This is a genomic window from Methylomonas sp. DH-1 (assembly GCF_046097555.1).
Classification (GTDB): domain Bacteria; phylum Pseudomonadota; class Gammaproteobacteria; order Methylococcales; family Methylomonadaceae; genus Methylomonas; species Methylomonas koyamae.
The window spans coordinates 2763063-2786506 of record NZ_CP143089.1 but is presented as its reverse complement, the minus strand read 5'-3'; the positions used below and the strand labels follow the sequence as shown (position 1 = coordinate 2786506).

General features: G+C 57.0%; 29 protein-coding genes and 1 tRNA gene. 15 read left to right on the top strand and 15 right to left on the bottom strand.

From position 1 onward, the window contains the following. Window positions 1-45: 45 nt before the first annotated feature. The 4 genes from VXJ35_RS12665 to VXJ35_RS12650 are packed head-to-tail and all read left to right on the top strand — an operon-like array spanning window position 46 to window position 3567. Window positions 46-972, top strand: coding sequence for a diguanylate cyclase (locus VXJ35_RS12665; RefSeq protein WP_054761688.1), 927 nt, complete (start codon window positions 46-48; stop codon window positions 970-972). A 4-nt stretch (window positions 973-976) separates the two neighbouring features. Continuing rightward, a complete protein-coding gene (locus tag VXJ35_RS12660) occupies window positions 977-1900 on the top strand; it encodes a hypothetical protein (RefSeq protein WP_064021836.1) in 924 nt (307 codons plus the stop codon). Next, complete coding sequence (locus tag VXJ35_RS12655) at window positions 1897-2574, top strand: HAD family phosphatase (RefSeq protein WP_231914741.1); 678 nt, start codon at window positions 1897-1899, stop codon at window positions 2572-2574. The genes VXJ35_RS12660 and VXJ35_RS12655 overlap by 4 nt, the downstream gene beginning before the upstream one ends. Before the next feature lie 33 nt (window positions 2575-2607). Continuing rightward, window positions 2608-3567 carry a beta-ribofuranosylaminobenzene 5'-phosphate synthase family protein gene (locus VXJ35_RS12650; protein ID WP_082880905.1) on the top strand — a complete coding sequence of 320 codons (960 nt, stop codon included), beginning with the start codon at window positions 2608-2610 and terminating at the stop codon, window positions 3565-3567. Here VXJ35_RS12650 and soxZ read toward each other — a convergent pair. After that, window positions 3564-3884: a thiosulfate oxidation carrier complex protein SoxZ gene (gene soxZ, locus VXJ35_RS12645; RefSeq protein ID WP_064021835.1), complete on the bottom strand. Its 321-nt coding sequence runs from the start codon at window positions 3882-3884 to the stop codon at window positions 3564-3566. The two genes, VXJ35_RS12650 and soxZ, sit on opposite strands and share 4 nt — an antisense overlap. Next, window positions 3884-4345, bottom strand: coding sequence for a thiosulfate oxidation carrier protein SoxY (locus VXJ35_RS12640; protein WP_064021834.1), 462 nt, complete (start codon window positions 4343-4345; stop codon window positions 3884-3886). Before VXJ35_RS12640 ends, soxZ begins: the two co-directional genes overlap by 1 nt. Before the next feature lie 124 nt (window positions 4346-4469). On the opposite strand from VXJ35_RS12640, the gene VXJ35_RS12635 reads away from it, so the two are divergent. Beyond that, entirely contained in the window at window positions 4470-4664 is a 195-nt protein-coding gene (locus VXJ35_RS12635) for a hypothetical protein (RefSeq protein WP_054761668.1), read from the top strand. 143 nt (window positions 4665-4807) lie between these two features. Here VXJ35_RS12635 and VXJ35_RS12630 read toward each other — a convergent pair whose 3' ends face one another. From VXJ35_RS12630 to nagZ, 3 genes are read right to left on the bottom strand one after another with little or no spacing between them, the layout of a single operon-like run. Continuing rightward, on the bottom strand, window positions 4808-5554 hold the full coding sequence (locus VXJ35_RS12630; protein ID WP_064021833.1) for an S-methyl-5'-thioinosine phosphorylase: 747 nt from the start codon (window positions 5552-5554) through the stop codon (window positions 4808-4810). After that, entirely contained in the window at window positions 5551-6105 is a 555-nt protein-coding gene (locus VXJ35_RS12625; protein ID WP_064021832.1) for a hypoxanthine-guanine phosphoribosyltransferase, read from the bottom strand. Before VXJ35_RS12625 ends, VXJ35_RS12630 begins: the two co-directional genes overlap by 4 nt. Next, window positions 6089-7105, bottom strand: coding sequence for a beta-N-acetylhexosaminidase (gene nagZ, locus VXJ35_RS12620; protein WP_082880904.1), 1017 nt, complete (start codon window positions 7103-7105; stop codon window positions 6089-6091). The genes VXJ35_RS12625 and nagZ overlap by 17 nt, the downstream gene beginning before the upstream one ends. 63 nt (window positions 7106-7168) lie before the next feature. Between nagZ and fliL the strand changes: the two genes are divergently transcribed. Beyond that, entirely contained in the window at window positions 7169-7576 is a 408-nt protein-coding gene (gene fliL / locus VXJ35_RS12615) for a flagellar basal body-associated protein FliL (protein WP_064021831.1), read from the top strand. Here the strand turns inward: fliL and VXJ35_RS12610 are convergent. Together VXJ35_RS12610 and xseA are read right to left on the bottom strand one after the other, a co-directional pair. Beyond that, a complete protein-coding gene (locus VXJ35_RS12610; protein ID WP_054761675.1) occupies window positions 7565-7987 on the bottom strand; it encodes an HIT domain-containing protein in 423 nt (140 codons plus the stop codon). The genes fliL and VXJ35_RS12610 overlap by 12 nt on opposite strands. Window positions 7988-8167: 180 nt before the next feature. Next, window positions 8168-9511, bottom strand: a complete 1344-nt coding sequence (gene xseA, locus VXJ35_RS12605; RefSeq protein WP_064021830.1) for an exodeoxyribonuclease VII large subunit — start codon at window positions 9509-9511, stop codon at window positions 8168-8170. Between the two features lie 151 nt (window positions 9512-9662). Here xseA and dmeF point away from each other — a divergent pair, with 151 nt between their 5' ends. Then, entirely contained in the window at window positions 9663-10685 is a 1023-nt protein-coding gene (dmeF, locus tag VXJ35_RS12600) for a CDF family Co(II)/Ni(II) efflux transporter DmeF (RefSeq protein ID WP_064021829.1), read from the top strand. Here dmeF and VXJ35_RS12595 read toward each other — a convergent pair. Next, on the bottom strand, window positions 10648-11307 hold the full coding sequence (locus tag VXJ35_RS12595) for a class I SAM-dependent methyltransferase (protein WP_064021828.1): 660 nt from the start codon (window positions 11305-11307) through the stop codon (window positions 10648-10650). The two genes, dmeF and VXJ35_RS12595, sit on opposite strands and share 38 nt — an antisense overlap. 65 nt (window positions 11308-11372) lie before the next feature. On the opposite strand from VXJ35_RS12595, the gene VXJ35_RS12590 reads away from it, so the two are divergent. Both VXJ35_RS12590 and VXJ35_RS12585 read left to right on the top strand, forming a co-directional pair. Next, a tRNA-Asp gene (locus tag VXJ35_RS12590) sits at window positions 11373-11449 on the top strand. Window positions 11450-11568: 119 nt separating this feature from the next. Continuing rightward, window positions 11569-11997 (top strand): Hsp20/alpha crystallin family protein, encoded by a 429-nt coding sequence (locus tag VXJ35_RS12585; protein ID WP_054761680.1) that lies wholly within the window; start codon window positions 11569-11571, stop codon window positions 11995-11997. On the opposite strand, the gene VXJ35_RS12580 is transcribed toward VXJ35_RS12585, so the two are convergent. Then, window positions 11994-12509, bottom strand: a complete 516-nt coding sequence (locus VXJ35_RS12580; RefSeq protein WP_064021827.1) for an NUDIX domain-containing protein — start codon at window positions 12507-12509, stop codon at window positions 11994-11996. The genes VXJ35_RS12585 and VXJ35_RS12580 overlap by 4 nt on opposite strands. A 66-nt stretch (window positions 12510-12575) precedes the next feature. Between VXJ35_RS12580 and VXJ35_RS12575 the strand changes: the two genes are divergently transcribed. Then, window positions 12576-13199 carry a TetR/AcrR family transcriptional regulator gene (locus tag VXJ35_RS12575; RefSeq protein WP_064021826.1) on the top strand — a complete coding sequence of 208 codons (624 nt, stop codon included), beginning with the start codon at window positions 12576-12578 and terminating at the stop codon, window positions 13197-13199. Here the strand turns inward: VXJ35_RS12575 and lplT are convergent. Both lplT and VXJ35_RS12565 read right to left on the bottom strand, forming a co-directional pair. Beyond that, window positions 13144-14316 (bottom strand): lysophospholipid transporter LplT, encoded by a 1173-nt coding sequence (gene lplT, locus VXJ35_RS12570; RefSeq protein WP_064021825.1) that lies wholly within the window; start codon window positions 14314-14316, stop codon window positions 13144-13146. The genes VXJ35_RS12575 and lplT overlap by 56 nt on opposite strands. A 36-nt stretch (window positions 14317-14352) precedes the next feature. Next, window positions 14353-16524: an AMP-binding protein gene (locus VXJ35_RS12565; protein ID WP_064021824.1), complete on the bottom strand. Its 2172-nt coding sequence runs from the start codon at window positions 16522-16524 to the stop codon at window positions 14353-14355. Between the two features lie 284 nt (window positions 16525-16808). On the opposite strand from VXJ35_RS12565, the gene VXJ35_RS12560 reads away from it, so the two are divergent. Continuing rightward, window positions 16809-18173 carry a glycoside hydrolase family 30 beta sandwich domain-containing protein gene (locus VXJ35_RS12560; protein ID WP_064021823.1) on the top strand — a complete coding sequence of 455 codons (1365 nt, stop codon included), beginning with the start codon at window positions 16809-16811 and terminating at the stop codon, window positions 18171-18173. Between the two features lie 33 nt (window positions 18174-18206). Further along, entirely contained in the window at window positions 18207-19472 is a 1266-nt protein-coding gene (locus tag VXJ35_RS12555; protein WP_064021822.1) for a glutamate-5-semialdehyde dehydrogenase, read from the top strand. 185 nt (window positions 19473-19657) lie between these two features. On the opposite strand, the gene VXJ35_RS12550 is transcribed toward VXJ35_RS12555, so the two are convergent. Continuing rightward, entirely contained in the window at window positions 19658-19909 is a 252-nt protein-coding gene (locus tag VXJ35_RS12550) for a hypothetical protein (RefSeq protein WP_064021821.1), read from the bottom strand. Between the two features lie 485 nt (window positions 19910-20394). Further along, a complete protein-coding gene (locus tag VXJ35_RS12545; protein ID WP_157198175.1) occupies window positions 20395-20556 on the bottom strand; it encodes a hypothetical protein in 162 nt (53 codons plus the stop codon). Here VXJ35_RS12545 and VXJ35_RS12540 point away from each other — a divergent pair. Then, window positions 20555-20722, top strand: a complete 168-nt coding sequence (locus tag VXJ35_RS12540) for a hypothetical protein (RefSeq protein WP_157198174.1) — start codon at window positions 20555-20557, stop codon at window positions 20720-20722. The two genes, VXJ35_RS12545 and VXJ35_RS12540, sit on opposite strands and share 2 nt — an antisense overlap. A gap of 205 nt (window positions 20723-20927) precedes the next feature. After that, window positions 20928-21287 (top strand): hypothetical protein, encoded by a 360-nt coding sequence (locus VXJ35_RS12535; protein WP_064021820.1) that lies wholly within the window; start codon window positions 20928-20930, stop codon window positions 21285-21287. Window positions 21288-21365: 78 nt separating this feature from the next. On the opposite strand, the gene VXJ35_RS12530 is transcribed toward VXJ35_RS12535, so the two are convergent. After that, on the bottom strand, window positions 21366-21872 hold the full coding sequence (locus tag VXJ35_RS12530) for a hypothetical protein (protein WP_064021819.1): 507 nt from the start codon (window positions 21870-21872) through the stop codon (window positions 21366-21368). 367 nt (window positions 21873-22239) lie between these two features. On the opposite strand from VXJ35_RS12530, the gene VXJ35_RS12525 reads away from it, so the two are divergent. Further along, complete coding sequence (locus tag VXJ35_RS12525) at window positions 22240-22593, top strand: EthD family reductase (RefSeq protein ID WP_064021818.1); 354 nt, start codon at window positions 22240-22242, stop codon at window positions 22591-22593. A 98-nt stretch (window positions 22594-22691) separates the two neighbouring features. Here the strand turns inward: VXJ35_RS12525 and VXJ35_RS12520 are convergent, their stop codons facing one another. Continuing rightward, entirely contained in the window at window positions 22692-23369 is a 678-nt protein-coding gene (locus VXJ35_RS12520; protein ID WP_064021817.1) for a hypothetical protein, read from the bottom strand. Window positions 23370-23444 lie beyond the last annotated feature (75 nt).

The window sequence follows — 23444 nt, the reverse complement described above, 5'->3', positions numbered from 1 at the left end:
TTAAGCTATCATCCGCAGCCTACCCGTGCCGTTGCTAATTTGACGATGAAAATTTTGGTGGTTGACGATAGCAAAGCGATCCGACAGCTCGCTGCCGAGTGTTTGCAGGACATGGGCCACGAGGTGGCATTTGCCGAAAACGGCGCCGATTCGCTGCAATACGTCGCCGACCATGATGTGGATTTAATCCTGATGGATGTCGAGATGCCGCATTTGAGCGGGTTCGAAGCCACCAAGGCGATTCGGGAACTGAAGAAAGCCGATTGGTTTCCGGTGATCTTTCTGACCGTACACGACGACGACGCGTCTTTCGTCAACGGCGTGTTGTCCGGCGGCGACGCCTATCTGGCCAAACCGTTGAATCCGCTACGCCTGCGCTACACGATAATGGCGATGGAACGGATTTACATGATGCGGGCGAAACTGCAGCAGACCCAAATGGAACTGCAGCGGGTTAACCGGGAATTGGAGCGCTTGACGCTGGTCGACCAACTCACCGGCTTGGGCAACCGCCGCCAATTCGATGTTAATTTCCCCTTGCAGTTTACGTTGGCCCAGCGTACCAAATTGCCGTTAACCCTGCTGATTTGCGACATCGATTACTTCAAGCAGTACAACGATAGCCGCGGCCATCCGCAAGGCGACGTTTGTTTGGTCGAAGTGGCGAACACTATTTCGGCCCAATTGCAGCGCGACAACGATCTGATCTGCCGTTACGGCGGCGAGGAGTTTGCTGCGGTATTGCCGGGGACGCCCTTGTCCGAGGCCAGGCGGCTGGCGGAAGCGATTCGCCGGGATGTCTGGAACAAGCAGTTGCCGCACGAAGTGGCGCCGGAGCGGCGTATCAGCCTCAGCCTGGGGCTGGCGACTTTTGTCGGGCAATACAAAACGCCGCACGCGATGCTGGAAGCGGCCGATGCCGCGTTATACAAAGCCAAACAAAACGGCCGCAACCGCGTCGAGATCGATTGAGCTCGTGTATTTAGCCAAAGACTTCGTCGAAACCGCGGAAGGCCTGATCTTTGCTGTGGTCAGCAACGGCTTGGAGCAGGGCAAGGTGCTGTGCTTTTTACGCTATCTGCGTATCGACGGCTGCTGGCGCAAAGCCGGCACCGACTTTGCCAACGATTTCCTGCGCCAATCTTATCCGCACTACCTACATTACTCGTCGGCGATCGATGCCGAGGTGCATGCGGTGCCAGCCGCGGCAGTGGTCCGCCATTACCAACCCCGCAGGCAACTGGAGGCACTGTTGCGGCAGCAGCCTACCGATGCCGTGTTGGCCGATCTGCAGCATTTGTGCCGGCTGTTTGCCGACAGCGGTTTGCAACTGGACCAATTCGGCGTCACCGGGTCGTTGCTGGTGGGTATGCAAAACCGCGATTCCGATATCGATCTGGTGTGTTACGGCCGCGACCAGTTTCACCGCGCCCGGTTTAGCGTACAGGCTTTGATTGCCCAGGACCGGATTCAGGCCTTAAACGATAGCGATTGGCTGGAGGCCTATCGCCGCCGCGCCTGCGATTTTGCGCTGGACGACTATATCTGGCACGAACAACGCAAATACAACAAAGGCATGCTCAACCAACGCAAGTTCGATTTGTCGCTGCTGTGCGCTGCCGATGTTGCCGGCGGCCGCTACCGCAAGCTGGGCTTTGCCCGGATCGAAGCCGAAGTGGCGGATGACCGATTCAGTTTCGATTACCCGGCTTGTTTCCCGCTCAAGCACGCCGAGATCGGTAGCGTGGTTTGTTTTACCGCGACTTATAACGGTCAGGCCCAAAAAGGTGAATGGATCGAAGCCGCCGGCTGGATCGAAATTGACGAACAAGGCTGTCAGCGGCTGGTGGTCGGTTCGACTCGCGAAGCCATCGGCGAATACATCAAAGTGTTGCGGTGAATAGGTTGCGGTTGGCGGCGTTGATATTCGACATGGACGGTTTGGTGCTGGACACCGAGACCACTTATTTCGCGGCTTGGCGCCGGGCGGCGGCAGATATCGGATGCGAGTTGACCGAGCAGTTTTGCGCCGGCCTATCGGGCTGTTCCGGGGAAATCGTCCGGCAACGCTTGCAGGATTATTGCGGCGCCGAATTCGATGTCGCCGCGTTTCAACAGTTGAGCGGCGTTTACTGGACGCGGCATGTAGAACGCCACGGCATAGCCGTCAAGCCGGGTTTTCGGGCGGCGCTGGCAGCGGCCGACCGCCGCGGTTTGAATTACGCGCTGGCGACCAACAGCCGCCGCGCCAATGCCGAGCGTTGCCTGCAAGCGGCTGGCTTGCAACAAGTGTTTTCCGTCATCGTGACCGCCGACAATGCGATGCAGCCCAAGCCGGCGCCGGACCTGTTTCTGCGCGCGGCGGAAGCGTTGGCCTGCCCGATTGCCGATTGTCTGGTATTGGAGGATTCGCCGGTCGGCGTCCGTGCGGCAAAAGCCGCCGGCGCGCGTTGCATTATGGTGCCGTCGGCCGCTGCGGCCGAGCCGGAGGCGGCCGAGCTGGCCGATCTGGTGCTGGCCGATTTGTACCAGGTAGCCGATTTAATCTCGGCGCAAGGCCCGCTTCCGCTATAATGCCGCCTCATTTTTGCTAAGGGAATCCTGGTGGTGAAAGCGCAATTCCAAACAGTCACGGTGACCGCTCCGGCCCGGCTGCATATGGGGTTTATCGATCTGAGCGGCGGCTTGGGACGGCATTTCGGCAGCATCGGCGTAGCGTTGAACGAAATCAACACCCGGCTCAGCGTCAGCCTCGCCGACGAATTGACGGTGAGCGGGCCGGGCGCCGAACGGGCGCGCCGCTGCGTTGGCCGGTTTTGCGAATATGCGGGTGTGCCGGACCGGTTGCATATCGAAATCGCGGCGGCCATTCCGGAACATATCGGCCTGGGATCGGGCACGCAAATGGCGCTGGCGGTCGGTGCCGCAATTAACCGGTTTTATGGCCTGGGCCTGTCGGTCCGCGAGATTGCGCAATTGTCCGATCGCGGTGCCCGTTCCGGCATCGGCATTGGAATTTTCGAAAAAGGTGGCGTCATCGTCGACGGCGGCCGCGGGCCCAATACCGCGACACCGCCGGTAATCGCGCAAATGGCGGTGCCGGAGCCGTGGCGCTTCATTCTGGTATTCGACCAGCGCGGCCAGGGTTTACACGGCGAACAGGAAGTCAGCGCGTTCAGCGAATTGCCGCCGTTTCCGCAGGCCCAAGCCGAACGCTTGTGTTATCTGTTGCTGATGCGTGGCTTGCCGGCTTTGGCGGAACAGGATTTGCCGCAATTCGGCGAAGTGATCACTCTATTGCAGCAAGCGGTCGGCGAACATTTCGCGCCGGTGCAGGGCGGCGTGTTCACCAGCCCGGAAGTGGCCGGCGCAATGGCTTATCTGGCGGAGCAGGGCGCGGTCGCCATCGGCCAGACCTCGTGGGGGCCGACCGGTTTTTGCGCCGTGGCCAGCCCGGAAATTGCGGCCGGATTGCTAACGGCATTACAGCGGAAATTTGCCGGTTCGCCGTTGAGTTTCATGGTTGCCAGCGCCAGAAACCAGCCGGCCGAGCTCATCGGCGGTTAACGGTTAAGTTCGATTCGGTGTTCGGCGCTGTCGCCGGCGCCATGGTTGTCGCGCCAGGCGACCCGCAGTACGTCGCCGTCCGCCGCCTGCTTCAGCCGAAAACTGAAGAACGGGTTCTTCGCCACACTGCCCGCCATATTCACCGTCACCAGCGGTTGCGAATTCAATGTCAGCGCTAACTGTTCGATGAAATGGGCCGGAATCAAGTTGCCTGCGGCGTCGCGGTTGCGGCCGTTTTCCATCGGATGGTCGATCAACACCTTCAGCTCGAGAAATTCCCCTTCGCGCCGGCTGCGCACCCTGATGCTGCCAGCCATCAACCGCTCCCGCAGCCGCCGCGCATCACCTTGACCCAACGGCTACAGCGCAATAACTGACCTTCGCGGCGGGCAACCAACGTCACTCGGCTGGATTCCGCCAGTTTGATGCGCGCGGTCAGATGTAGTGCAAGCAACGGCGTCAGTTCGAATTCGGCAATCAGCGGCGTCGGGTTTTTATCGGCCAATAGATAAAGCCGCTCGATGCCGTCCAGCTCGCTGCTGATTGTGACCGGCACTACGGCGCCGTCTTCGGCGATTTCCGGCAAAATCAGTTGGATAAGTTCGCTTTCGCTGACGGTTTGGTCGCCGAACAGGCTGGCGTAGCGGCCGGCAAAGTCGCCGGCGGCAAAATCCTCGGCCAAGCGCGCGGCGCGGCTATCGCTTGCTCCGGCGACTAACAGTCCGCCGGTCGCCAATACGCCGCTGGTCTTCAGAAAATTTCGCCGAGAACAGGTCATGGGTTGGCAATAACCTTACAAATATTGACGTATATCAAAATTCGGTTAGAGTCCTTTGTTATCTTGTGCCGCGTTGAAAACATTTTCAGCACCACCACTAAAAACCAGAAAAGGAAGGTACAAAATGAGTGAAGTACAAGAAAAAGATAATTTTTGGACATACATTGCTGTTGCCGTCGTATTGGTCGCCGGCGCGGTGCTGATGGTAAAAAATGCCGAGCACGATAAATATGCAACAGCAGCCAAAAATATCGCCGAAGATTCCAGCAATTCGGCTTACCGTTCCGACGTACTACATCAAGGCGGTCTCACCAAATAAGGCCTAGGAGCCGCGCCGGGGCGATCTTCTCCGCAAACGGCCGGCGCGGTTTCTCAAGCTCTTATAGGAACCGTGGGTGTCGGTTCCGACCTTTCACGGGGGGTGGCGCAATTGTCCGGGTCGCGCCAGCTCCCGTTTTTCGTTTAGCCGCCTGTCGCCGACAGTACCGTTGCCTGCAACAGCGCTATGGCATTGCTCATGCCGGTCAGCAGATTTTTTTCGATTTCGGCCATTGTAATTTCGCCTTCGCCAATGCCGGCTGCCCAGTTGGCTACCACCGAAATGTTCGCATAGGGTATTTCCAGTTCGCGGGCCAGCGCCGCCTCCGGCATACCGGTCATACCAACCAGATCGCAGCCGTCGTTGGCCATGCGCTTGATTTCGGCGACCGTTTCCAATCTCGGTCCCTGCGTACAGCCGTAGACGCCGCCGTCGTATACGTCGATTCCGGCGGATGCCGCCGCCTGTACGATCCGCCGCCTTAAGCTCGGCGTGTAGGGTTCGGTGAAATCGATATGGGTGACGTGCGCCAGGTCGTCGGCAAAAAAGCTATGTTCGCGGCCGTAACTGTAATCGATCAATTGTTCGGGAATCGCGATGCGAGCCGGACCCATTTCCGCGCCTATGCCGCCGACGGCGGCGACACCTATGATTTCCGTTGCGCCCAGTTGTTTTAAGCCCCAGATATTGGCGCGGTAATTGATTTTGTGCGGCGGAATCCGGTGTGGATTGCCGTGCCGGGCCAGAAATATCAAGGATTGTCCGTTCAGTTCGCCGAGTACATAGGGCGCGGAGGGCGCACCGAACGGCGTTTGCAGCTCGCGTTGGCCGGTAATGTTGAGTTGTTCGATTTGGGTCAGGCCGGTGCCGCCGATAATTGCCAATGTCATAACACGTCCTTGCAGGCGTATACGCCCGCTGCGTTTCTCAGATAACCCTTGTAGTCCATGCCGTAGCCGAACAAGTAGTGGTTGGCGACCGTCAGGCCGACAAAATCGGGGCTAACCGGCTTCTCCCGGTCCAGTTGTTTGTCGAACAATACGGCCGTGAATACTTGTTGAGCCCCCTGGTCCAGACAGTAGTCGGCAATGGCGTGCAGCGTATGGCCCTCGTCGAGGATGTCGTCGACGATTAGTACCGAACGTCCGGCTAGCGAAGTGGTCGGCTTGTACAGCCAATGGATGTCGCTGCCGGAAGTGGCATTGCGGTAGCGGCTGGCGTGGATACTGTCCAGGGTCAACGGAAAATTGAGCCTAGGCAGTAGTTTGCCGGCGGCGATGATGCCGCCGTTGATCACGCACAACACCAACAGATTGCTGTCGGCCAAGGTCCGGTTGATCTGCGCGGCCATATCGTCCAGCGCCGCTTCTACTTCGGCCTCGCTGTGCAACAGCAGGGCCTGTTGTTCGACCAAGCGGATTTCTTCAAGCAAGGGATTCATAAAACTCGCTGATTTGTTGAGAAAATTGGCGCCATTGCGGGTGGGCAGGCAGGTCGTCCAGGCCCAGTGCGCCGCGGCCGCGCATGGCCTGCAAGCGTTGCTCGCGTTTGTCGTTGCGGCTGGACGGCAAGCTATCCAGCACCTGTTCCGCCGCGGCCGGATCGTTGCAAACCAACAGCATGTCGCAGCCGGCTTGCAGGGCCAACCCGGCGCGTTCGTTGAAGTCGCCGATACTGGCGGCGCCGGCCATACTCAGGTCGTCGCTGAAAATGGCGCCGTCGAAGCCCAATTCCTGGCGCAGTATCCGTTGCAGCCAAATTTCGGAGAAGCCGGCCGGATAGCGGTCGACCTGCGGATATAGCACATGCGCCGGCATCACCGCTTCCAGGCCTTCGGCAATCAAACGCCGGAACGGAACCAGATCTTGGCGGCGGATATCGTCCAGGCTGCGTTCGTCCACCGGCAAGTCCAGATGCGAATCCAAGGCTACCGCACCGTGGCCGGGAAAGTGTTTGCCGGTGGCGGCCATGCCGGCGGCACGCATGCCGGCGCGGAACTTGCCGGCCAGATCCGCAGCTCGCTCCGGATCCGGCGAGAACGAGCGGTTGCCGATGATTGTGCTGACGTCGCAATCGACATCCAGCACCGGCGCGAAACTGAAGTCGGCGCCCACGGCCAGAATTTCGCTGGCCATCAGCCAGCCGGCGACTGCCGCCAGTTCCGGCCGCTCGGCATAGTGCGCCGCCGCCGGCAAGCGGGTAAAACCGGTTTGAAAGCGCTGGACGCGGCCGCCCTCCTGGTCCACGGCGATCAAAATATCGCCGTTGCGGGCCTGGCGGATGCTGCGGATCAATTCGGCAACTTGTTGCGGACTTTCGTAATTGCGGGAAAACAGGATCAGGGCGCCGGTGTTGGGATGTGCGATTTTTTCTTGGTCCAGCGCGGTCAGGCTGTGGCCTGCGATGTCTATCATCACCGGGCCGATAGCGAGTGGTTTCATCGTGATAATTGCGGAAAATGGAATATACTTTTTGGCGTTGCCATCACATTATATGAGGAATCCGTGCGAACATTTATTTTGTTGTTCTGTTTAGCGTTATCGCCCGTTCTGGCGCAGGCCAACTCGGGCGAAAAGAAAGCCGAGGAAAACGCCGGGCCGGTGATCGAATATATCGAAATGAAGCCGAAATTTACCGTGAATCTGGCTGAACCGAAAAGATACCTGATGATTAACGTGCAGTTGTTGGTCGAAGGCGCCGAGCACGTCGAAAAAGTCAAAAAACATATGCCGTTGCTGCGGCACGAAATGATCATGATGTTGAGCGGCATGCACGTTGCCGATCTGCAATCGATGGAGCAGCGCGAAGGCTTGCGCTTGAAAACCAAACAACTGCTTACCGATTTGCTGACCAAAATCCAAAACAGCGACGGTTTCAGAGACGTATTTTTTTCCGAATTCTTAATCCAATAACCATGCTCCCAGCGCTTCGCGCATCCGCGCGAGGCGCTGCTCGGGCTGGTCTCCGTTATACGGCACAGCCGGAAATTTTCCCCAGATCGGCGCCGGCCAGGCTTTATCGGTTTGATAACGCACCACGTGGTGCAAATGCAGTTGCGGCACCAGATTGCCGATTGCAGCAATATTCAGTTTGTCCGGCCGGTATTGTTCGCTCAAGGTTTCGGCCAGTAAGCACGATTCGTTAAGCAAGGTCTGCCTGTCCGCCGCGTTCAATTGGTGGATTTCTTTAATATTCGCACGCCGCGGCACCAGGATGAACCAAGGGTATTGGCTGTCGTTCATCATCAATAACTCGGACAAAGCCAGGCTGCCGATTCTAAAACAATCCTGTTGCAGTTGCGGGTGAAGTTGAAAATCGGTCATCGATGTCTCTGCTGTATTTTTGGCGAATTGCTGCGGCCGGATCGGCGGCGGCCCTTTGGAAAGGGCGGATTTCTTCGAATTGAGCCATGCTACCCAATATCCGGCGTTCCGACAAATCGAGACCATGCCGCCGCTGCCGCGGATCGGCCCAGCGCTATTCGAGTGACGGCGAAAACGGGATCAATCGCGGCAAATGCCGGTGATCCGGCTAACGATGCTGCCGTCGGCGAAGCGGGTGTCGAGCAAGTCGCCGGCGTTTAGCGGGCCGATCGACTTGACCAACTGCGGCGAGCCGTGGTGTTGGACGATGGCATAACCGCGTTCCAGCGTCGCCAGCGGGCTGACGGCGTGCAGGGTTTGCGCCGCGGCGGCATGGCGGCTTTTCAGCATCGCGATTTTGCCGTGCATCGCGGCCTGTAGCCGTTGCCGGAAAAATTGCAATTGCCGTTGCTGGTTCTTTATTGCTGCCAGCGGTTGGCTGCGGTACAGGCGCTGCTCGCGGATGGCCAATTGTTGCCGGGCATGGGCCAAGCGGTTTTGCAGGGCATGCTGCAGGCGCAGTTCCAATTCGTCCAGGCGCTGGGCGTTGCGCTGCAGCTTTTGGCCGGGATGCTGGCTGCCCAAGGCCTTCTGCAGCCATTGCAGATGCTGCTGCTGGCGCAGCAATTTTTGCTGCATCAGCCGCAGGATTTGGCGCTCGAAGCCCACGAACGCGCCGAGCAGGGTATTCGCGTCCGGCACCACCCGTTCGGCGGCAGCCGAAGGGGTCGGTGCGCGCAAATCGGCAACGAAATCGGCAATGCTGAAATCGACTTCGTGGCCGACGGCGGAGATAACCGGAATCTCGCTGGCGGCAATGGCGCGGGCGACGATTTCTTCGTTGAAAGCCCACAAATCCTCCAGCGAACCGCCGCCGCGGGCCAGAATCAGAACGTCGGCTTGCGGATCGCGGTTCGCCTTGGCCAAGGCTGCGCTGATTTCGAATTTAGCGTTGTCTCCTTGTACCGCAACCGGATACACCAGTACCGGTATCGCCGGGAAACGCCGTTTCAATACGCTCAGAATGTCGTGGATCGCGGCGCCGCTGGGCGAGGTGATGACGCCGATGCGGCTTGGCAGGGCGGGCAGCGGCTTTTTTCGTTCCTGGTCGAACAAGCCCTCCGCCAGCAATTTCTGTTTCAGGCGTTCGAAAGCCAGCCGCAAGGCGCCGTCTCCGGCTTCGGCTAAATGTTCCACCACCAATTGGTAATCGCCGCGCGGCTCGTACAAACTGACCTGCGCTGTGGCCACGACCAAGTCGCCGTTGGCCGGCTTGAAACGTAAACGTTGTTGTTGGCCCTTGAACATCGCGCAACGGATCTGCGCCTGGGTATCCTTCAAGGTAAAGTAATAATGCCCGGACGAGGGCAGGCTCAGGTTGGATATTTCGCCTTGCACTTGCACGGTTCGGAAATGGTTGGCCAATAAGCGCTTGGTCTCGCGATTAAGTTCGGAAACGCTGTATATCGATTCGGAATCGGTCATTGCACGGAGTAGGGTAGATCGTCGGGCGATAGCGCTATTTTAAGCGGTTTCCGCCGTTTCCGGTCGGCTTTCCCGGTGCGGCGGTTTTTGCCGGTGAGCTAGGTTAGAATGGTGCAATAGAGGTTTTGGTTGGACGACAAGGATTCGACTCATGCATGAACATCAACTCGGCAATTGGCAACATTCTCACGATTTCGCCCGAATCAACCGTAAAGGCGAACGCCGCACCAAATGGGTATTGGCGCTGACGTTTACTACGATGCTGGTGGAAATTGCCGCCGGCATGCAGTTCCACTCGATGGCGTTGCTGGCCGACGGTTGGCATATGGCGACCCATGTCGTTGCCTTCATGATCGCGATTTTTGCCTACCGTTATAGCCGGATCCACCAGCACGACCAGACCTTTGCCTTCAGCCCGGCTAAAGTCAGCGTATTGGGCGGTTTTGCCAGTTCCATCGCGCTGGCGATGGTGGCGTTCGTCATGGTGGCCGATTCGATCGAGCGGTTGTTGGCGCCGCAAGCCATCCATTTCGACGAAGCGATTTTGGTGGCCGAAGTGGGTTTGTTGATCAATCTGTTGAGCGCGTTGTTACTGGGCGACCATCACGACCACCACCACGGCGACCATCATCACCACGACCACGACCACGACCATGAGCATGAGCATGAGCATGAGCATGAGCATGAGCATGAGCATGAGCATGAGCATGAGCATGAAAGCCGCGGCCACCACGACCACAATCTGCGCGCGGCCTATTTGCATGTGGTGGCCGACGCTTTGACCTCGGTTTTGGCGATCGTGGCGCTGCTGTCCGGCAAATATTACGGTTGGGCTTGGCTGGATACGGTGATGGGTTTCGTCGGTGCGACGGTAATCTTGGTTTGGGCGGCCGGTTTGATTAGGGACACCAGTCCGATTCTGCTGGACCAAAGCATCGATGCCGGCTATGCCGCCAAGATACGGGCCGCTTTGGAACAGGACGGAGAATGCCGAGTCGTCGATTTGCACATCTGGCCGATCAGTGCCAACCATTACGCGGTGATTGTCGGCTTGGTGACGCAGTATCCGCAACCGCCGCAACATTACAAGCGCCTGCTGGCCGGGTTCCGCAAGTTGGACCACATCACGGTGGAAGTCAACGGCTGCGTCGGTGCAGATTGCGTTGCAGAATGATGACGTCGCTGCCGATGAATTCGATCGCGCAATCGTAACGTTCGGCCAGCCAAAACAAGGTCGGCCGCGAGAAAAAAGCGATATGGGTCGGGTCGTTCTTGTAATGCCAACGGCTGAAGGCGTCGGCACCGATCACTAATTTGGTCATGATGCCCAGCCAGCCTCCGGGGCGGATCAGTCCGAACAGCCGAGCAAACTCGGCGCCAGGCTCGCGGAAATGCTCGATGACTTCGGTGCAGGCGACAAAGTCGTATTGTCGCTGGAGAAGTTCGCGGCGATTGGCGTAAATCGGGTCGTAGAGTTTGACTCTATGTCCGTATCCCTCGAGCAAGCCGGCCAATGCCGGGCCGGGGCCGCAGCCGTAATCCAGGCCTTCCGAGCCGGGCGGTAACAGGCCGGCCAACGGTAACGCCAGCCGCGACAGAAAGTTCAGGTAGCCGGGGTCGTCGATCCGGTTTTGGTGCAGGTCGTAAACCGCTTTTTCCGCATCCGGGCTCAAATGCTGGCTGCTATCGACAAACACCAATCGACATTGCGCGCAGCGGCGGTAATCGCGTTGCCGATCGCGATGAAAATGGCCGGTTTCTTGGCTGGTGCAAAGCGGGCAGGTTAAGTTGGTCATGGTCGATACCGATTTTTTGCTTGACCGTATTTTATCAGCTCGTATAATGAGCGGCTCACCAACGCGGAGCGGTAGTTCAGTTGGTTAGAATACCGGCCTGTCACGCCGGGGGTCGCGGGTTCGAGCCCCGTCCGCTCCGCCAATCGTTTTTCTGTCCATCCCCTCCCGATTCGCAATAATTTCCGCGGATTTTTCTAGCTTGCAAAGCTGGTCCAATTTTGTATCATCGCATTTCCCGTAGAAACTATAAGGAGAAATGTCATGAGCAGCTTGAGTCCATTTGTCGGCGGTAATCTGTTTGACGAGTTGTTTCGGGATATCAGTCCGGGCTATTTGGTCCGTCCATTACACGGCGATCCGTTGCCGGCACAGATTAAAGTCGATATTAAAGAAAATCCGAACGAATATGTGGTTCACGCCGAATTGCCCGGCGCCGGCAAGGAAAATATCCACGTCCAGATCGAAGGCAACGTGGTCAGTATCCGCGCCGAAATCAGCCAGATCGATACCCAGAATAAAGACGACAAGCCGTTACGCAGCGAGCGTTATTTCGGCCAGGTATCGCGCAGTTTTCAATTGCCGGTGGATATCGACCAGAACGCCAGCAAAGCCCGCTACGATAACGGTATTCTGACATTGAATCTGGTCAAGGCCCAAAGCAAGGGCGGCCAGCGCTTGAGTATCGATTAAACTTCCGCCGGCGGAACGTGTTGCCGATAATGCCGCCAAATGATTTTGAAAGTTTCGGTCATGGTCGGGTCGTCCCTGGCGACCCGATCGTCTATGGCAGCAGGCCGGAACCAGTCGCCTTCGTCTATTTCGTCGGCAGCCAGTTCGAACGGACCGTTGTGCTCTGCCCGGTAGACCTGAATAAACTCCATGCCCAGTTGCGGGCAAGCCTGCAGTTTAAATAAAGCTTTCAAGTCGGCAGCCGCCACTCCCAATTCTTCTTTGAGCTCGCGCGGTGCACAATCGCCGTAGGTCTCGCCGGCGTCGACATGGCCGGCGGCCGAGCTGTCCCACAAGCCTCGGTTCAGATCTTTCAGCATCGAGCGTTTTTGCAGAAATAATTCGCCATGGTTGTTGAAAACCAAGATATGTACGGCGCGGTGGCGTAAGCCGGATGCGTGGATTTCCCGACGGGGGCGCCGGTCCACGGTGCAGTCGAGTTCGTCGACGACGTCGAGCAGTTCGTTTGGCATGTTTGCTATCGATTCCTGGGGCTAGGTCGTGTATCGTAACCATTTTTTGCAGTTTATCGAACGAATATGGCAAGAAGAAGCGAGCATAGTCAGGAGCAAATCCGGGAAATGGTGCTGAAGGCGGCGGAAACCATAGTCATAGAGGACGGTTTCAAGGCGTTGACAGTCAGGAAGATTGCGCTGGAAATCGGCTATACGGTCGGCAGTATTTACATGGTATTTGCCAATATGAACGATTTGGCAACCCATGTTAAAGCCAGGACTCTGGACGAACTCGCCGAGCATTTGCAGCAGGGCGGAGCGGAAGGCGGCGCCGAACGCCGGCTGATGGCGCTGGCGAACACGTATCTGCAATTTGCCGCCAGCCATTTCAACCGTTGGCGGATGATTTTCGATGCCCAGAGCGATGCGCCATTACCGGACTGGTACCAGGCCAAAGTCGAGCAAATGTTTGCGATCGTCGAGGCGCTGTTCGGCCAACTGGCCCCGGAAATCTCCGCGGAGCAAAATCGGCTGGCTTCGCGGGCGCTATGGAGCGGCGTACACGGCATCTGCATTCTGTCATTGACCGGCGAACATCAGCCCGGCGAAGTCGAAGCCGCGGGAAAGGCGGTGGAGTTGTTGGTTTGGACGTTTATTCAGGGCTGGAAGATTGCACCGAATCCGGCAAATGCCATACCACCAGAATAGTAGCCACAAGCAATATCAGCCCCAATCCGACTAAAGCGGCAACCGGAGTCACCTGTTGCGCTGCCGCCAGAGTATAGCAACCGACGGCCAGCAGCATTGCCGCGTTCTGAAAGAAATTCTGCATCGCCACCGCACCGCCGCTGCCGATACTTTGTTGGCCGATTTCCTGCAAGGCTGCATTGATCGGCACGATGAATAATCCGCCGGCGGTTCCCATGAAGAACAATACGCCGCGTGCCGGCCAAATCGCGTCGGTAAAGCTTAATGCAACAATCAGTGCGCTCATCGCATAAGCGGGTATTCGCGCCCGGCGCAAATGCTCGAGCGGGATCAACTGCGGCGCCAGCGCCGAACCGGCGATGATGCCCAGCGCCAGGAATAGCGTCAGGTTGGCGATGTCGCTGGCATTGTGCAGCATTAACACCAACGGCGCCCAGGCGATGATGATGACTCTGACGCTGGCCGCCGCCGCCCAGAACAACGAGGCGCCCAACACCGCGAACCGCGAGCGCGGTACCGACAGAAAATCTTTGACCTCGCGGTAGAACAACAGGATTTTCGAGCCGCTGCCGACCGGTTTGCGCATGCCTACCGGCAACACCAGTGTCGTCGCGGCCGAGACCGAATACAGGCCGATCGTTGCCAGCAAAGCCCAAGTCACCGAATGGTCGGCCAGTTTGGCGCCGACCAGCATACCGGTCAGGATCGCTAAAATCGTCGATCCCTCGATCCAACTGTTGGCTTTGACCAAGGCGCCGTGTCCGGCGAGCTCCGGCAAAATGCCGTACTTGGCCGGGCTATAGAGCGTAGCGCCGACGCCGACCAGACAGTAGGCCAACAAGGGTTCGACCTTGAACAACAGCAATACGGCACCGCCGGCTTTGATCAAATTGGCGATTATCAACACCCGCGATTTGGGCTGGCTGTCGGCAAAACCGCCCGCCCAGGGCGCCAATGCGACAAAAGCCACCAAGAATACGCTTTGCAAGGCCGGTACGTACCAACTGGCCGGTTCGGCTTGTTGCATCACCATGGCGATCACGGTAAATAAAATGGCGTTGTCGGCAAAGGCCGAGAGGAATTGAGCGACCAGCAACGGGTAAATGAATTTGTTCATGGTGAGGTCTAGTGTCGGAAGCGATTGCCGAGCGAATTAATGGTCTTCGTCGGCGGTATGGGTTTGCGTCAATTGCGCCGCTAACGCCGTTGCGCCCGGATAATCGGTCTTACCGGTGGCTAACACCGGCAGTTTTTCCAGCACGAACAATTTCTTCGGCAGATTGATCGCGGCGACGCCCGGCGCGGCTTCCGCCAGTTGCTTTAAGCTGCCGTCGCGTTGGGTGGTCAGCAGGATGATTTGTTCGCCCTTGCGCGGGTCGGGCAGGCTGACCGCGGCGTGTTGCGTGTCGGGCCAGGCCTGGATCGCCAATTGCTCGACCGCGGTCAGCGACACCATTTCGCCGCCGACTTTGGCGAAGCGTTTGCTGCGGCCGCGGATATGGATAAAGCCCTCGTCGTCGACGTGAACGATGTCGCCGGTATCGTACCAACCCTCGCCGTAGACCGGCGAATTGGGCGGCGTCAACACGCCGGGGTTATCCGGCAACAAGTAGCCTTTCATGATGTTGGGGCCGGCGACGTGCAGGCGGCCGGCGCCTTCTATGCCCGGGACCGGCTCCAGGTGGTGCAGCATGTCGGGCATGAACCGGCCGACGCTGCCGGCTTTGTAGTCCATCGGCGTGTTGACCGATGTGACCGGGGCGGTTTCGGTGGCGCCGTAACCTTCCAGAATCCGGATGCCGAACTTGTTCAGCCATAACGAGCGGGTGGTTTCCTGCAGTTTTTCGGCGCCGGCCACGACGTAACGCATCTTGTAAAAATCGTAAGGGTGGGCTTTTTTCGCGTAGGCAGCCAGGAAGGTATTGGTGCCGAACATGATGGTGGCGCCGACTTCGTAGGCCATTTCCGGTATCACCGCATAATGCAGCGGGGATGGGTAGAAGAAGCTGACCATGCCGTTCAATACCGACATCATCGTGCCGACGGTGAAGCCGAAGGAATGGAACATCGGCAGAAAATTCAACACCACGTCGCCCGGTCCGAAGTCGATGCGGGCGCGAATTTGTTTATGGTTGGCCAGAATGTTGGCATGCGACAACACCACGCCTTTCGGCAAGCCTTCCGAACCGGAGGTGAACAGTACCACGGCGGCATCGTCGGCATCGTAGTCGCGGCTTCTGTACCACAGCTTGGCAGTCTTGCCTTGCAACCATGCCGCCGCTTTGTCTCGACCGGTCAAACCCGTCGCCAGATCCTCCAGATACACCACGTTGACCTGTTGCGCCAACGCATCGGCTTCGGTTTGCAAATGGGCGGCTTCGATGAACTTACGCGAAGTCAGTACGGTTTTGACTTGGCCGGTACGGCAGGCGGCAGCCATACCGGCGGCACCCAGCGAGTAATTCAGCATGGCCGGCGTGCGCCGGTACAGTTGCAGCCCAAGGATTACGTTCAAGGTTTTGCAACTGTTCGGCAGCAACACGCCGACGTTTTCGCCGGATTCGGTAATGGATTTAACCAATTTGCCGACCGCGATACTGCGCGCGATCAAGGCGTCGTAACTGACCTGTTTGCGCTCCAGGTCCTCGGCAATGGCGTAGTTGCCGCCAAAAATGGTGCGGGCTTCCAGTAGCGCGGCAAAAACGGTTTGCCGGTAATGGCTGGTGGCAAACATCATTTCGCTCATGATGTCCGACAAAATATGGCCGCTATGTTTGCGGCGGGCTTTGCCGGTCACGTCGCCGTGGGTTTCGATTCGGGTGGGTGGCAGGATGTGGATGTGGATGCGCGGAAACCATCGTTGCCTGACTTTGTCGCCCAACTTGGAAAAGCGGCTGAATTCGGCGCCGTCGATCCGCACCGGCAATAGTGTGGCACCGGATTTGTCGGCGACCATGCCGGTGCCGTCGTAGATTTTCATCAAGGTCCCGGTCGTCGTGATCCGGCCTTCGGGGAAAATCACGGTCTTGGTATCTTGCTGCATGTGGTGGATCAAGGCTTTTAACGACAGCGGATGGGTCGGGTCCATCGGGAACACTTTGGAAAGCCTTAGAAACGGTTTCAACCACCAGCGTTCGGAGATGTGGGTGTTGATGGCAAAGGTGATATCGTCCGGTAGAAACACCCCCAATAACAACGGATCCAGAAACGAGGTGTGGTTGGCGACGATCAACACTCGGTTGCCGGCTGCGGCGTAATTTTCCAGACCGTTGACCTTGACCCGGTAAAGTAGGGTTAACAGCCTGCGCAATACGATTTTCAACATAAATTTCCTCCCCCGACGCAGTTTAGCAGACAGTAAAGATAAAGACCGCGGCTACTATAAAATCAAATTAAACAATGTTCAATTGAATTTTTCGGCGCCTGCTCGGCTAGGCAAAAATCCCGGCTGCTATCAGCGGAGGCGAAGCGAAGCAACGCATTTCGCATTTTTTTGCCGGATTTCATTATCATGTCGCTGCGCCGAGCAGCCGACGCCGGCGAATGGGGCCATGGCACCATTCAAAAAAACGCCGCGGCTCCCCGTTCAACGTCTATTCGAGAACCAGCATGACCCAGATTTCCAGTCCCGCGCCGACCCAGGCCATCTCCGTTTGGCTGACCAGCGCCGACCGCAGCCGTCTGTTCGAAAGCACCGACAACTCGGCGTTTTTCCAAACCGGCGCTGGCGTCGGGCCGGCCATTACCCTGGACCCGGCACAAACCCGGCAAACTATGGAGGGTTTTGGCTTTTCGTTGACCGGCGGTAGCGCCATGTTGATTAGCCGCTTGCCGACAGACGTCAAACAAAACTTGTTGAATGAGTTGTTTTTGGCCGACGCCGACGGTATCGGCGTCAGTTTTTTGCGCTTGAGTATCGGCGCGTCGGATTTGAGCGAATACAGCTACTCCTACGACGACGTGCCGGAAGGCCAAACCGATTACCAACTGGTCAATTTCGACCTCGATGCCGGCGACAGGGAGGTGGTGCCTTTATTGCGGGAAATTCTCGCATTGAATCCGGACATCAAAATCATCGCCACGCCCTGGTCTGCGCCGCGCTGGATGAAAACCAACCAGGGCTCGGTCGGCGGCAAGTTAAGGCCGGAATGCTACGCGGTTTACGCCCAATATTTCGTCAAATATCTGCTGGCGATGCGGGAGCGCGGCATCGCCGTTCACGCCATTACGCCGCAAAACGAACCGCAAAATTTCAAAAACGATCCGAGCATGGTCATGGATGCGGCCGAGCAGGCCGAGTTCGTCAAAACTTTCTTGGGTCCGGCGTTGGTGGAGGCCGGTTTGGCCGAAGTCGAAATCTTGTGCTGGGACCACAATTGCGACGTTAAAGAATATCCGTTGGCGGTGTTCGCCGACGCCGGCGCCCACAATTATTTGCGCGGCTCCGCCTGGCACTTGTATGGCGGCGATATCTCGGTGCTGTCGGAAATGCACGCGGCCTATCCCGACATGAAATTGTATTTCACCGAACAATGGGTCGGCTCGGACGGCGAATTCGGTGGCGATTTGATGTGGCATATCCGCCATGTCTTGATCGGTGCCTGCCGCAATTGGAGTAGCGTTGTGCTGGAATGGAATTTGGCGGCCGACCCGTTCTGCTGTCCACACACGCCGGGCGGCGAAGCGCGCTGCGTCGGCGCGTTGACTATCGACGGTGACCGGGTCGAACGTAACGTGGCTTACTACATCATCGGCCATGCTGCGAAAGCGGTCAGGCCGGGCGCAGTACGAATCCATTCCAGCGACGATCTGTTGCCGAACGTGGCGTTTTCGGCTCCGGATGGCAAATTGGCACTGATCGTTTTGAATGACGGCGACACGGCGGTCGGTTTCGATATTCGTTACCGAGAGCTTGCAGCCCGCGCCGAAATTCCGGCCAAGAGCGTTGCCACTTACCTTTGGCCGGCCGATTAATCCATTTCCTTGGAATCCCTTAACTAAAAAGCCATGTTGCAGTCCATCAACTCATCTTCGATACCCGATATCGCCCGGCAAAGCCGCTTGGCCGCGCGCCAATTGGCGCCGGCTTCCGACGCACAACGCAATTTGGCGCTGGCAAAAATGGCTGAAGCGCTGCAGGCTGTCAGAGCGCGGGTTTTGGCCGTCAACGCTGCAGAAGTGGCCGCCGCCTGCGATGCCGGCCAAACCGAGGCGATGGTCAAACGCCTGACCATCGACGACAAAATGTTCGACTACATGCTGTCGCGACTGAAAAAGGTCGCGCAACTGCCCGATCCGCTGAACCGCATCCTCACCGGCCATACCAATCCGGCCGGACTGCGGGTGTATAAAAAGTCTGTGCCGCTGGGCGTGATCGGCATGATTTACGAATCCCGGCCGAATGTCACTACCGACGCTGCCGGGGTCTGCATCAAGAGCGGCAATGCGGTGATTCTGCGCGGCGGCTCGGAAGCCTTGCAAACCAACGCCATCCTGACCGACGCCATGGTCGAGGGCACGGTTGCCGCCGGTTTGCCGCAACACGCGATCCAGATCGTTCGCAAGCCAGGCCACGAGGCGGTCGGCGAATTGCTGCAACAAGACCGATACATCGACGTACTGATCCCGCGCGGCGGCAAAAGCCTGATCAAACGCATCGCCGAAGGCACGCGCATCCCGGTCATCAAGCATTACGACGGCATCTGCCATTTGTATTTGGCGGCCGATGCCGAGCCGGACAAGGCCGTGTCGTTGGCCGTCAATTCCAAATGCCAAAGCGTACAGGTCTGCAATGCTTTGGAAACCTTGCTGGTCGATGCCGAATGCGCAGAACAATTACTGCCGAGGCTGCACGAGGCCATGATCGCCAACGGCATCGAATTGCGCGGCTGCGAACAAACCTTGCAGCTACTGCCCGGCATCGCCGCCGCGACCGAGGAGGATTGGTCCAGCGAATACCTGGCGCCGATTCTGTCGGTAAAAATCGTCGCCGGCATCCAGCAAGCCATAGACCACATCAACCACTACGGCTCCGGCCACACCGACGGCATCGTCACCCAAAGCCTGAGTCACGCCCGGCAATTCGAGGAACAAGTGGACTCGGCGTCGGTAATGATCAACGCCTCGACCCGGCTATCCGGCGGAGGCGATTACGGCCTGGGTTCGGTGGTCGGTATCAGCACCGACAAACTCCACGTCCGGGGCCCGGTCGGCCCGGAAGGGCTAACCACTTACAAATGGGTCGCAGTAGGAGACGGGCATTTGCGGGAATAAGTACAGTGGCCGTGTCAAACGGGTTGGCGGTGGCAAATATCTCGAAACGAGAAAAGCTGTTTCGAAGCGATAACCCGTTAATTTGTTTGGTGTCCCGTCTCCGAACCTGTTCATATATTTACATTGCGTTGATCAAATCTCCCGCCAGGAGAGGGATGAACGATCCCATCAAATCGTAGCTCGGACTAGACAGCGTTGCTATAGGAAATGATATGCAGCACCGAGTCGAGCTTGGTCGCCGCGGACGAATCGGCCGCAGGCATTTCCTTATTCGGAAAAGTCAGCAAGGTTTGATCCTTGTATTGCACTGCAGTGTATTGCGGTCGATAAAACTGGTGTTGGCTGATGATGATCCGGTGGTTGGCGGTTGCCTTGATATCGCCCGATCCGGTAGCGAGGTTGGCGAATACCTCAAAATTTGAATTGCTGTCAGCCAAGCCATAAAGGGCGCAACAGATCGAAACGTCAACCTTCTGTTAAATGACATTAATTTATCACCGACCATGCGGTACTCGATTCCAAAACAACACCTGGTTTTTCTACCAAAATCCGCTATAGTAAATGACAAGGGACTTCAGCGTTAAAGCATTCCGACAACGTTTCTGATAGCCGGTAAGGCGAGGAGGTTTACGACATTGCTTCAAATTAACATTGAGAAATTCGGTCGTTGCGACCTTTTTGATTTTTGAAATCAAATATATCCAATGCATAGCTGCGAACCCCGAAAGCGCAATGCCTTCGGGGTTCGTGTAATCGGCTTCCTGCCAAATTCCAACCGCCATCAACAAAATCAATGAAGCGTGCAGAGATGGGCCTTAGCGGCCAATCGATTCGCCCGGATGCTTCGCCCGCTAACGGTAATCGGAAAAATCGGATTTGAACAATGAGGCAGGGTAGCGAAGAGTGCGAGTTGGCCGTCCGTTTAGTTGAAAGCCCAACGTTTTGTGTCCGCTAGGACTGCCGTGGCGATCTTTATTTCGGTTGTACTCGATTTCGGTCCTGCCGCAAAATAGCGAACTTCAATCATTGCCAGAATAATCAGCGGCTTCATCATGGCGTTAAATTCGGATCGAACTGTCAACATGCTTGTTCTGCTTTGCATTGCGTTAATAGCGCTGGCGATGTTTTGGCTGGACAGTAAGTTCGAAAGAATGAAAAAAGACTGCGAAATCATGGGCGGCAAGTTCTATTCGATCTCGTTCACCGAAAACATTTGCGTTGAAGGCGAACGAGTCCGGCAACTCCAATAAACCGGACAAACCGCAATTTTGCCTGCGGGCGATATCGGCGAACGGTAAATTTTGCGGCAGTTAGCACCAAATCTACCGGCTCAAATCCAAAGGCCAATATTAGCCGTTACTCAATAAATCCGGGTTATACCGCAATAGGGAGTATGATCGAGGCTTCAGGCACTTTTTGCCCGACGTTTAACGCGGGGCTTTACCGGAGTAAATTATGGCTTCACTGGATATGCACGGCGCTTACGATCTAAGCTTGGCTAAGATCGACGAATTGGTTACCAAAATCTCCCACGGCAATTATGCCTTGGGTGTCATCAATCAAAATACGCATAAATTCGTCGTCAAGTATGTCGGGCGGGCCGAAGAAGATCTCAACGTGCGTTTGAAACAGCATGTCGGTAAATACCCCAAATTCAAGTTTAGCTACGCGGCGTCGCCGCAAGCGGCGTTCGAGAAGGTATGCCGCAACTTTCACGATTTCGGCGGTACGCAAAAGCTGGGCAATACCGTCCATCCCAAGCCGCCGGTGCACGCCGATTGGAAATGCCCTTGCTGCGGTACTTCCGTCGATTGACCTCTTGTTCTTAAGCCTCAACGTTAATGTGAGGCTTTGACATAACGCTCTCCCTGAGTAGCGGCCCGCTTGCGGAAATTACTGCTTGATCCCGGCGGAAACGAAGGTGCCCAAGACATTGTCGATGCAGGTCGCGGTGATCTGGTTGCCGTCGCTGCTGACGGTGCCGCTGCAATTGCCCTGCGAGGTCCAGCCGTTTTGGTATTGAGCGAAATAGTTGTAGCTGATGTTTTGGGCGACCACAGTCCCGCTGCCTTTGGACTCGTAGCCTATGCCTTGCGGCAGCATGCCCCAACTGCTGAATTGAAAACCGGAGTTTTGCTGGACGATGCGCGAGCCGTTGGCCGGTGCGCTGGGGTTGTACCAGGTGCCGCTGATGTCGATGACCGCAGGCGACGGGACTTCGGAATTGCCGTTGGCTAATGGAATGCCATTGGGAGCTGGTTGAGGAGCGGCTGATGTTACCGGCGGCGGAGAGACTTGCGATTTGGGGAAAATTTTATCCCAATTGCTGATCACCGCGACCGAGCCGATCACGGTGATTACGGTAGCAATGATGGTGGCGTTCGAGCCGGATTCCGCCATGATGTTCTCCTGCTGGCTGTTTGCGGCGGATTATAGCGCGGCCTGCGAATTCGCTGCAGGGCCTTAGGTGCTGAACGAAGCGAAGCGCATCGATCGTGTAATCCGGTGCATGTTGTGATTGAAATGCCTCGGTTTTAATTGTGTCGCTACCGCGAAGCCAAGTTTAACGCCGGTTCGCGGACCGGCATTCAAAAAGCATTCGTCGCGAATGCGTGCGACGTTCAAGCCTTCGCCAACCAACTGGACCGTTTGCTGGCCCGAGCTGCCGGCAAGCGTTAAGCCGCCCGGTTTCGGTGTCGGCTGTCACCGACACTGGAGCGGCACAGTTTCTATAGCGTTTGATTTCGGTTTCAACCAGGAGGTGGGGATGAAAAAAATCAGTATTCTGTATCCTAACCGGGCGGGTGCCCGCTTCGATTTTGCTTATTACGTGGATTCCCACATGCCGCTGTCGATAGAACGCCTCAGCGCCCACCCAGGGTATCGCGGGGTATCGGTCGAACGAGGGTTGGGCGGTGCGGTGCCGGGTAGCCCGCCGGCTTATGTCGCCATGTGCCATTTTCTGTTCGAATCGGTGGAAGATTTTTTGGCCGCGTTTATGCCGCATGCCGCCGAGCTGCAGGGCGATATGCCGAATTACACCGATTTAGAACCGGTGATTCAGCTCAACGACGTGTTGATTTCGGCGCAAGCCGGCGACTTGACGAGACCGGATCAATGACGGCTGCGGAGGTGACTGGTCGATTGCGTTGCCATCGCTCGCTGAGCCTGCGCTTTCGTCGCAATGCGGTTGGCCGCTATTGCCGTTAGAGCGGGCGGCTAGAAAGGGTCCAACAACACCGGCGCTTTGCCGAACTCGGTCTTGTATTCGCCGTTTGGCACGTACCAACCGGCGCCTTGAGAGCCGTTCATCCAAGCCACACGCTTGCCTTCCGAGGCCCATTTCTCAAGTTTCTCGCCGCTTTTGGTCAGGTAGTTGGATGCGTAACAAACAGTATTCAGCCAGGGATCGATGATTAGCCAGGATTGGGCGATCTTGCGGTTGGTGAAATCGGCCGTCGACGCGTATCTACGCGCCGTATCCGGGATCGCTTCCTGGGAAACCAGGCAAAAGGCGTGGTCGCCTTTGTCGTGAACGATGCCAATGTAGAGTAAGTCGCGCTTGATATTGTAGATTTTCTTAGCGTAATAAGCGCTCAAGGCTGCCATTTCGCCGCAGTTGCCCGAACGGTCGGCAATGGTCATCTTGACCAATTTCTCGGCCAATTCCAAGTGCGATGTGGCGCCGTTGAGCCTGTGTTTGTCAGACTCGTACGCTTGCTGATATCGGGTCGTGCCTTTGGCGCTCATATTCACTAGAACGGCATGCCCGGCAAGGTCCACGTCGTAAAGTTTGTTACTGCACTTATGGCCTTTTTTAAAGAACTCTCTGACTAGAACCTTGATTTTCTCGCCTTCGTCCACCAGCATGGTCGCACCCTGCAAAATCTGATCCACTGCGTTTTTTAGACGCCCCGCTTACCGCCGCCGTATGCTTAGTATAACCGGATGCCTTACAGTTTATAAGGATGA

What these genes read in the sequence shown, in the direction of transcription:
- VXJ35_RS12665 (WP_054761688.1), top strand. Translation starts at nt 46, where the DNA reads ATGAAAATTTTGGTGGTTGACGATAGCAAAGCGATCCGACAGCTCGCT.
- soxZ (WP_064021835.1), bottom strand. Translation starts at nt 3,884, where the DNA reads ATGGCTGGCAGCATCAGGGTGCGCAGCCGGCGCGAAGGGGAATTTCTC.
- VXJ35_RS12640 (WP_064021834.1), bottom strand. Translation starts at nt 4,345, where the DNA reads ATGACCTGTTCTCGGCGAAATTTTCTGAAGACCAGCGGCGTATTGGCG.
- VXJ35_RS12635 (WP_054761668.1), top strand. Translation starts at nt 4,470, where the DNA reads ATGAGTGAAGTACAAGAAAAAGATAATTTTTGGACATACATTGCTGTT.
- VXJ35_RS12630 (WP_064021833.1), bottom strand. Translation starts at nt 5,554, where the DNA reads ATGACATTGGCAATTATCGGCGGCACCGGCCTGACCCAAATCGAACAA.
- VXJ35_RS12625 (WP_064021832.1), bottom strand. Translation starts at nt 6,105, where the DNA reads ATGAATCCCTTGCTTGAAGAAATCCGCTTGGTCGAACAACAGGCCCTG.
- nagZ (WP_082880904.1), bottom strand. Translation starts at nt 7,105, where the DNA reads ATGAAACCACTCGCTATCGGCCCGGTGATGATAGACATCGCAGGCCAC.
- VXJ35_RS12610 (WP_054761675.1), bottom strand. Translation starts at nt 7,987, where the DNA reads ATGACCGATTTTCAACTTCACCCGCAACTGCAACAGGATTGTTTTAGA.
- xseA (WP_064021830.1), bottom strand. Translation starts at nt 9,511, where the DNA reads ATGACCGATTCCGAATCGATATACAGCGTTTCCGAACTTAATCGCGAG.
- dmeF (WP_064021829.1), top strand. Translation starts at nt 9,663, where the DNA reads ATGCATGAACATCAACTCGGCAATTGGCAACATTCTCACGATTTCGCC.
- VXJ35_RS12595 (WP_064021828.1), bottom strand. Translation starts at nt 11,307, where the DNA reads ATGACCAACTTAACCTGCCCGCTTTGCACCAGCCAAGAAACCGGCCAT.
- VXJ35_RS12585 (WP_054761680.1), top strand. Translation starts at nt 11,569, where the DNA reads ATGAGCAGCTTGAGTCCATTTGTCGGCGGTAATCTGTTTGACGAGTTG.
- VXJ35_RS12580 (WP_064021827.1), bottom strand. Translation starts at nt 12,509, where the DNA reads ATGCCAAACGAACTGCTCGACGTCGTCGACGAACTCGACTGCACCGTG.
- VXJ35_RS12575 (WP_064021826.1), top strand. Translation starts at nt 12,576, where the DNA reads ATGGCAAGAAGAAGCGAGCATAGTCAGGAGCAAATCCGGGAAATGGTG.
- lplT (WP_064021825.1), bottom strand. Translation starts at nt 14,316, where the DNA reads ATGAACAAATTCATTTACCCGTTGCTGGTCGCTCAATTCCTCTCGGCC.
- VXJ35_RS12565 (WP_064021824.1), bottom strand. Translation starts at nt 16,524, where the DNA reads ATGTTGAAAATCGTATTGCGCAGGCTGTTAACCCTACTTTACCGGGTC.
- VXJ35_RS12560 (WP_064021823.1), top strand. Translation starts at nt 16,809, where the DNA reads ATGACCCAGATTTCCAGTCCCGCGCCGACCCAGGCCATCTCCGTTTGG.
- VXJ35_RS12555 (WP_064021822.1), top strand. Translation starts at nt 18,207, where the DNA reads ATGTTGCAGTCCATCAACTCATCTTCGATACCCGATATCGCCCGGCAA.
- VXJ35_RS12540 (WP_157198174.1), top strand. Translation starts at nt 20,555, where the DNA reads ATGCTTGTTCTGCTTTGCATTGCGTTAATAGCGCTGGCGATGTTTTGG.
- VXJ35_RS12545 (WP_157198175.1), bottom strand. Translation starts at nt 20,556, where the DNA reads ATGTTGACAGTTCGATCCGAATTTAACGCCATGATGAAGCCGCTGATT.
- VXJ35_RS12535 (WP_064021820.1), top strand. Translation starts at nt 20,928, where the DNA reads ATGGCTTCACTGGATATGCACGGCGCTTACGATCTAAGCTTGGCTAAG.
- VXJ35_RS12530 (WP_064021819.1), bottom strand. Translation starts at nt 21,872, where the DNA reads ATGGCGGAATCCGGCTCGAACGCCACCATCATTGCTACCGTAATCACC.
- VXJ35_RS12525 (WP_064021818.1), top strand. Translation starts at nt 22,240, where the DNA reads ATGAAAAAAATCAGTATTCTGTATCCTAACCGGGCGGGTGCCCGCTTC.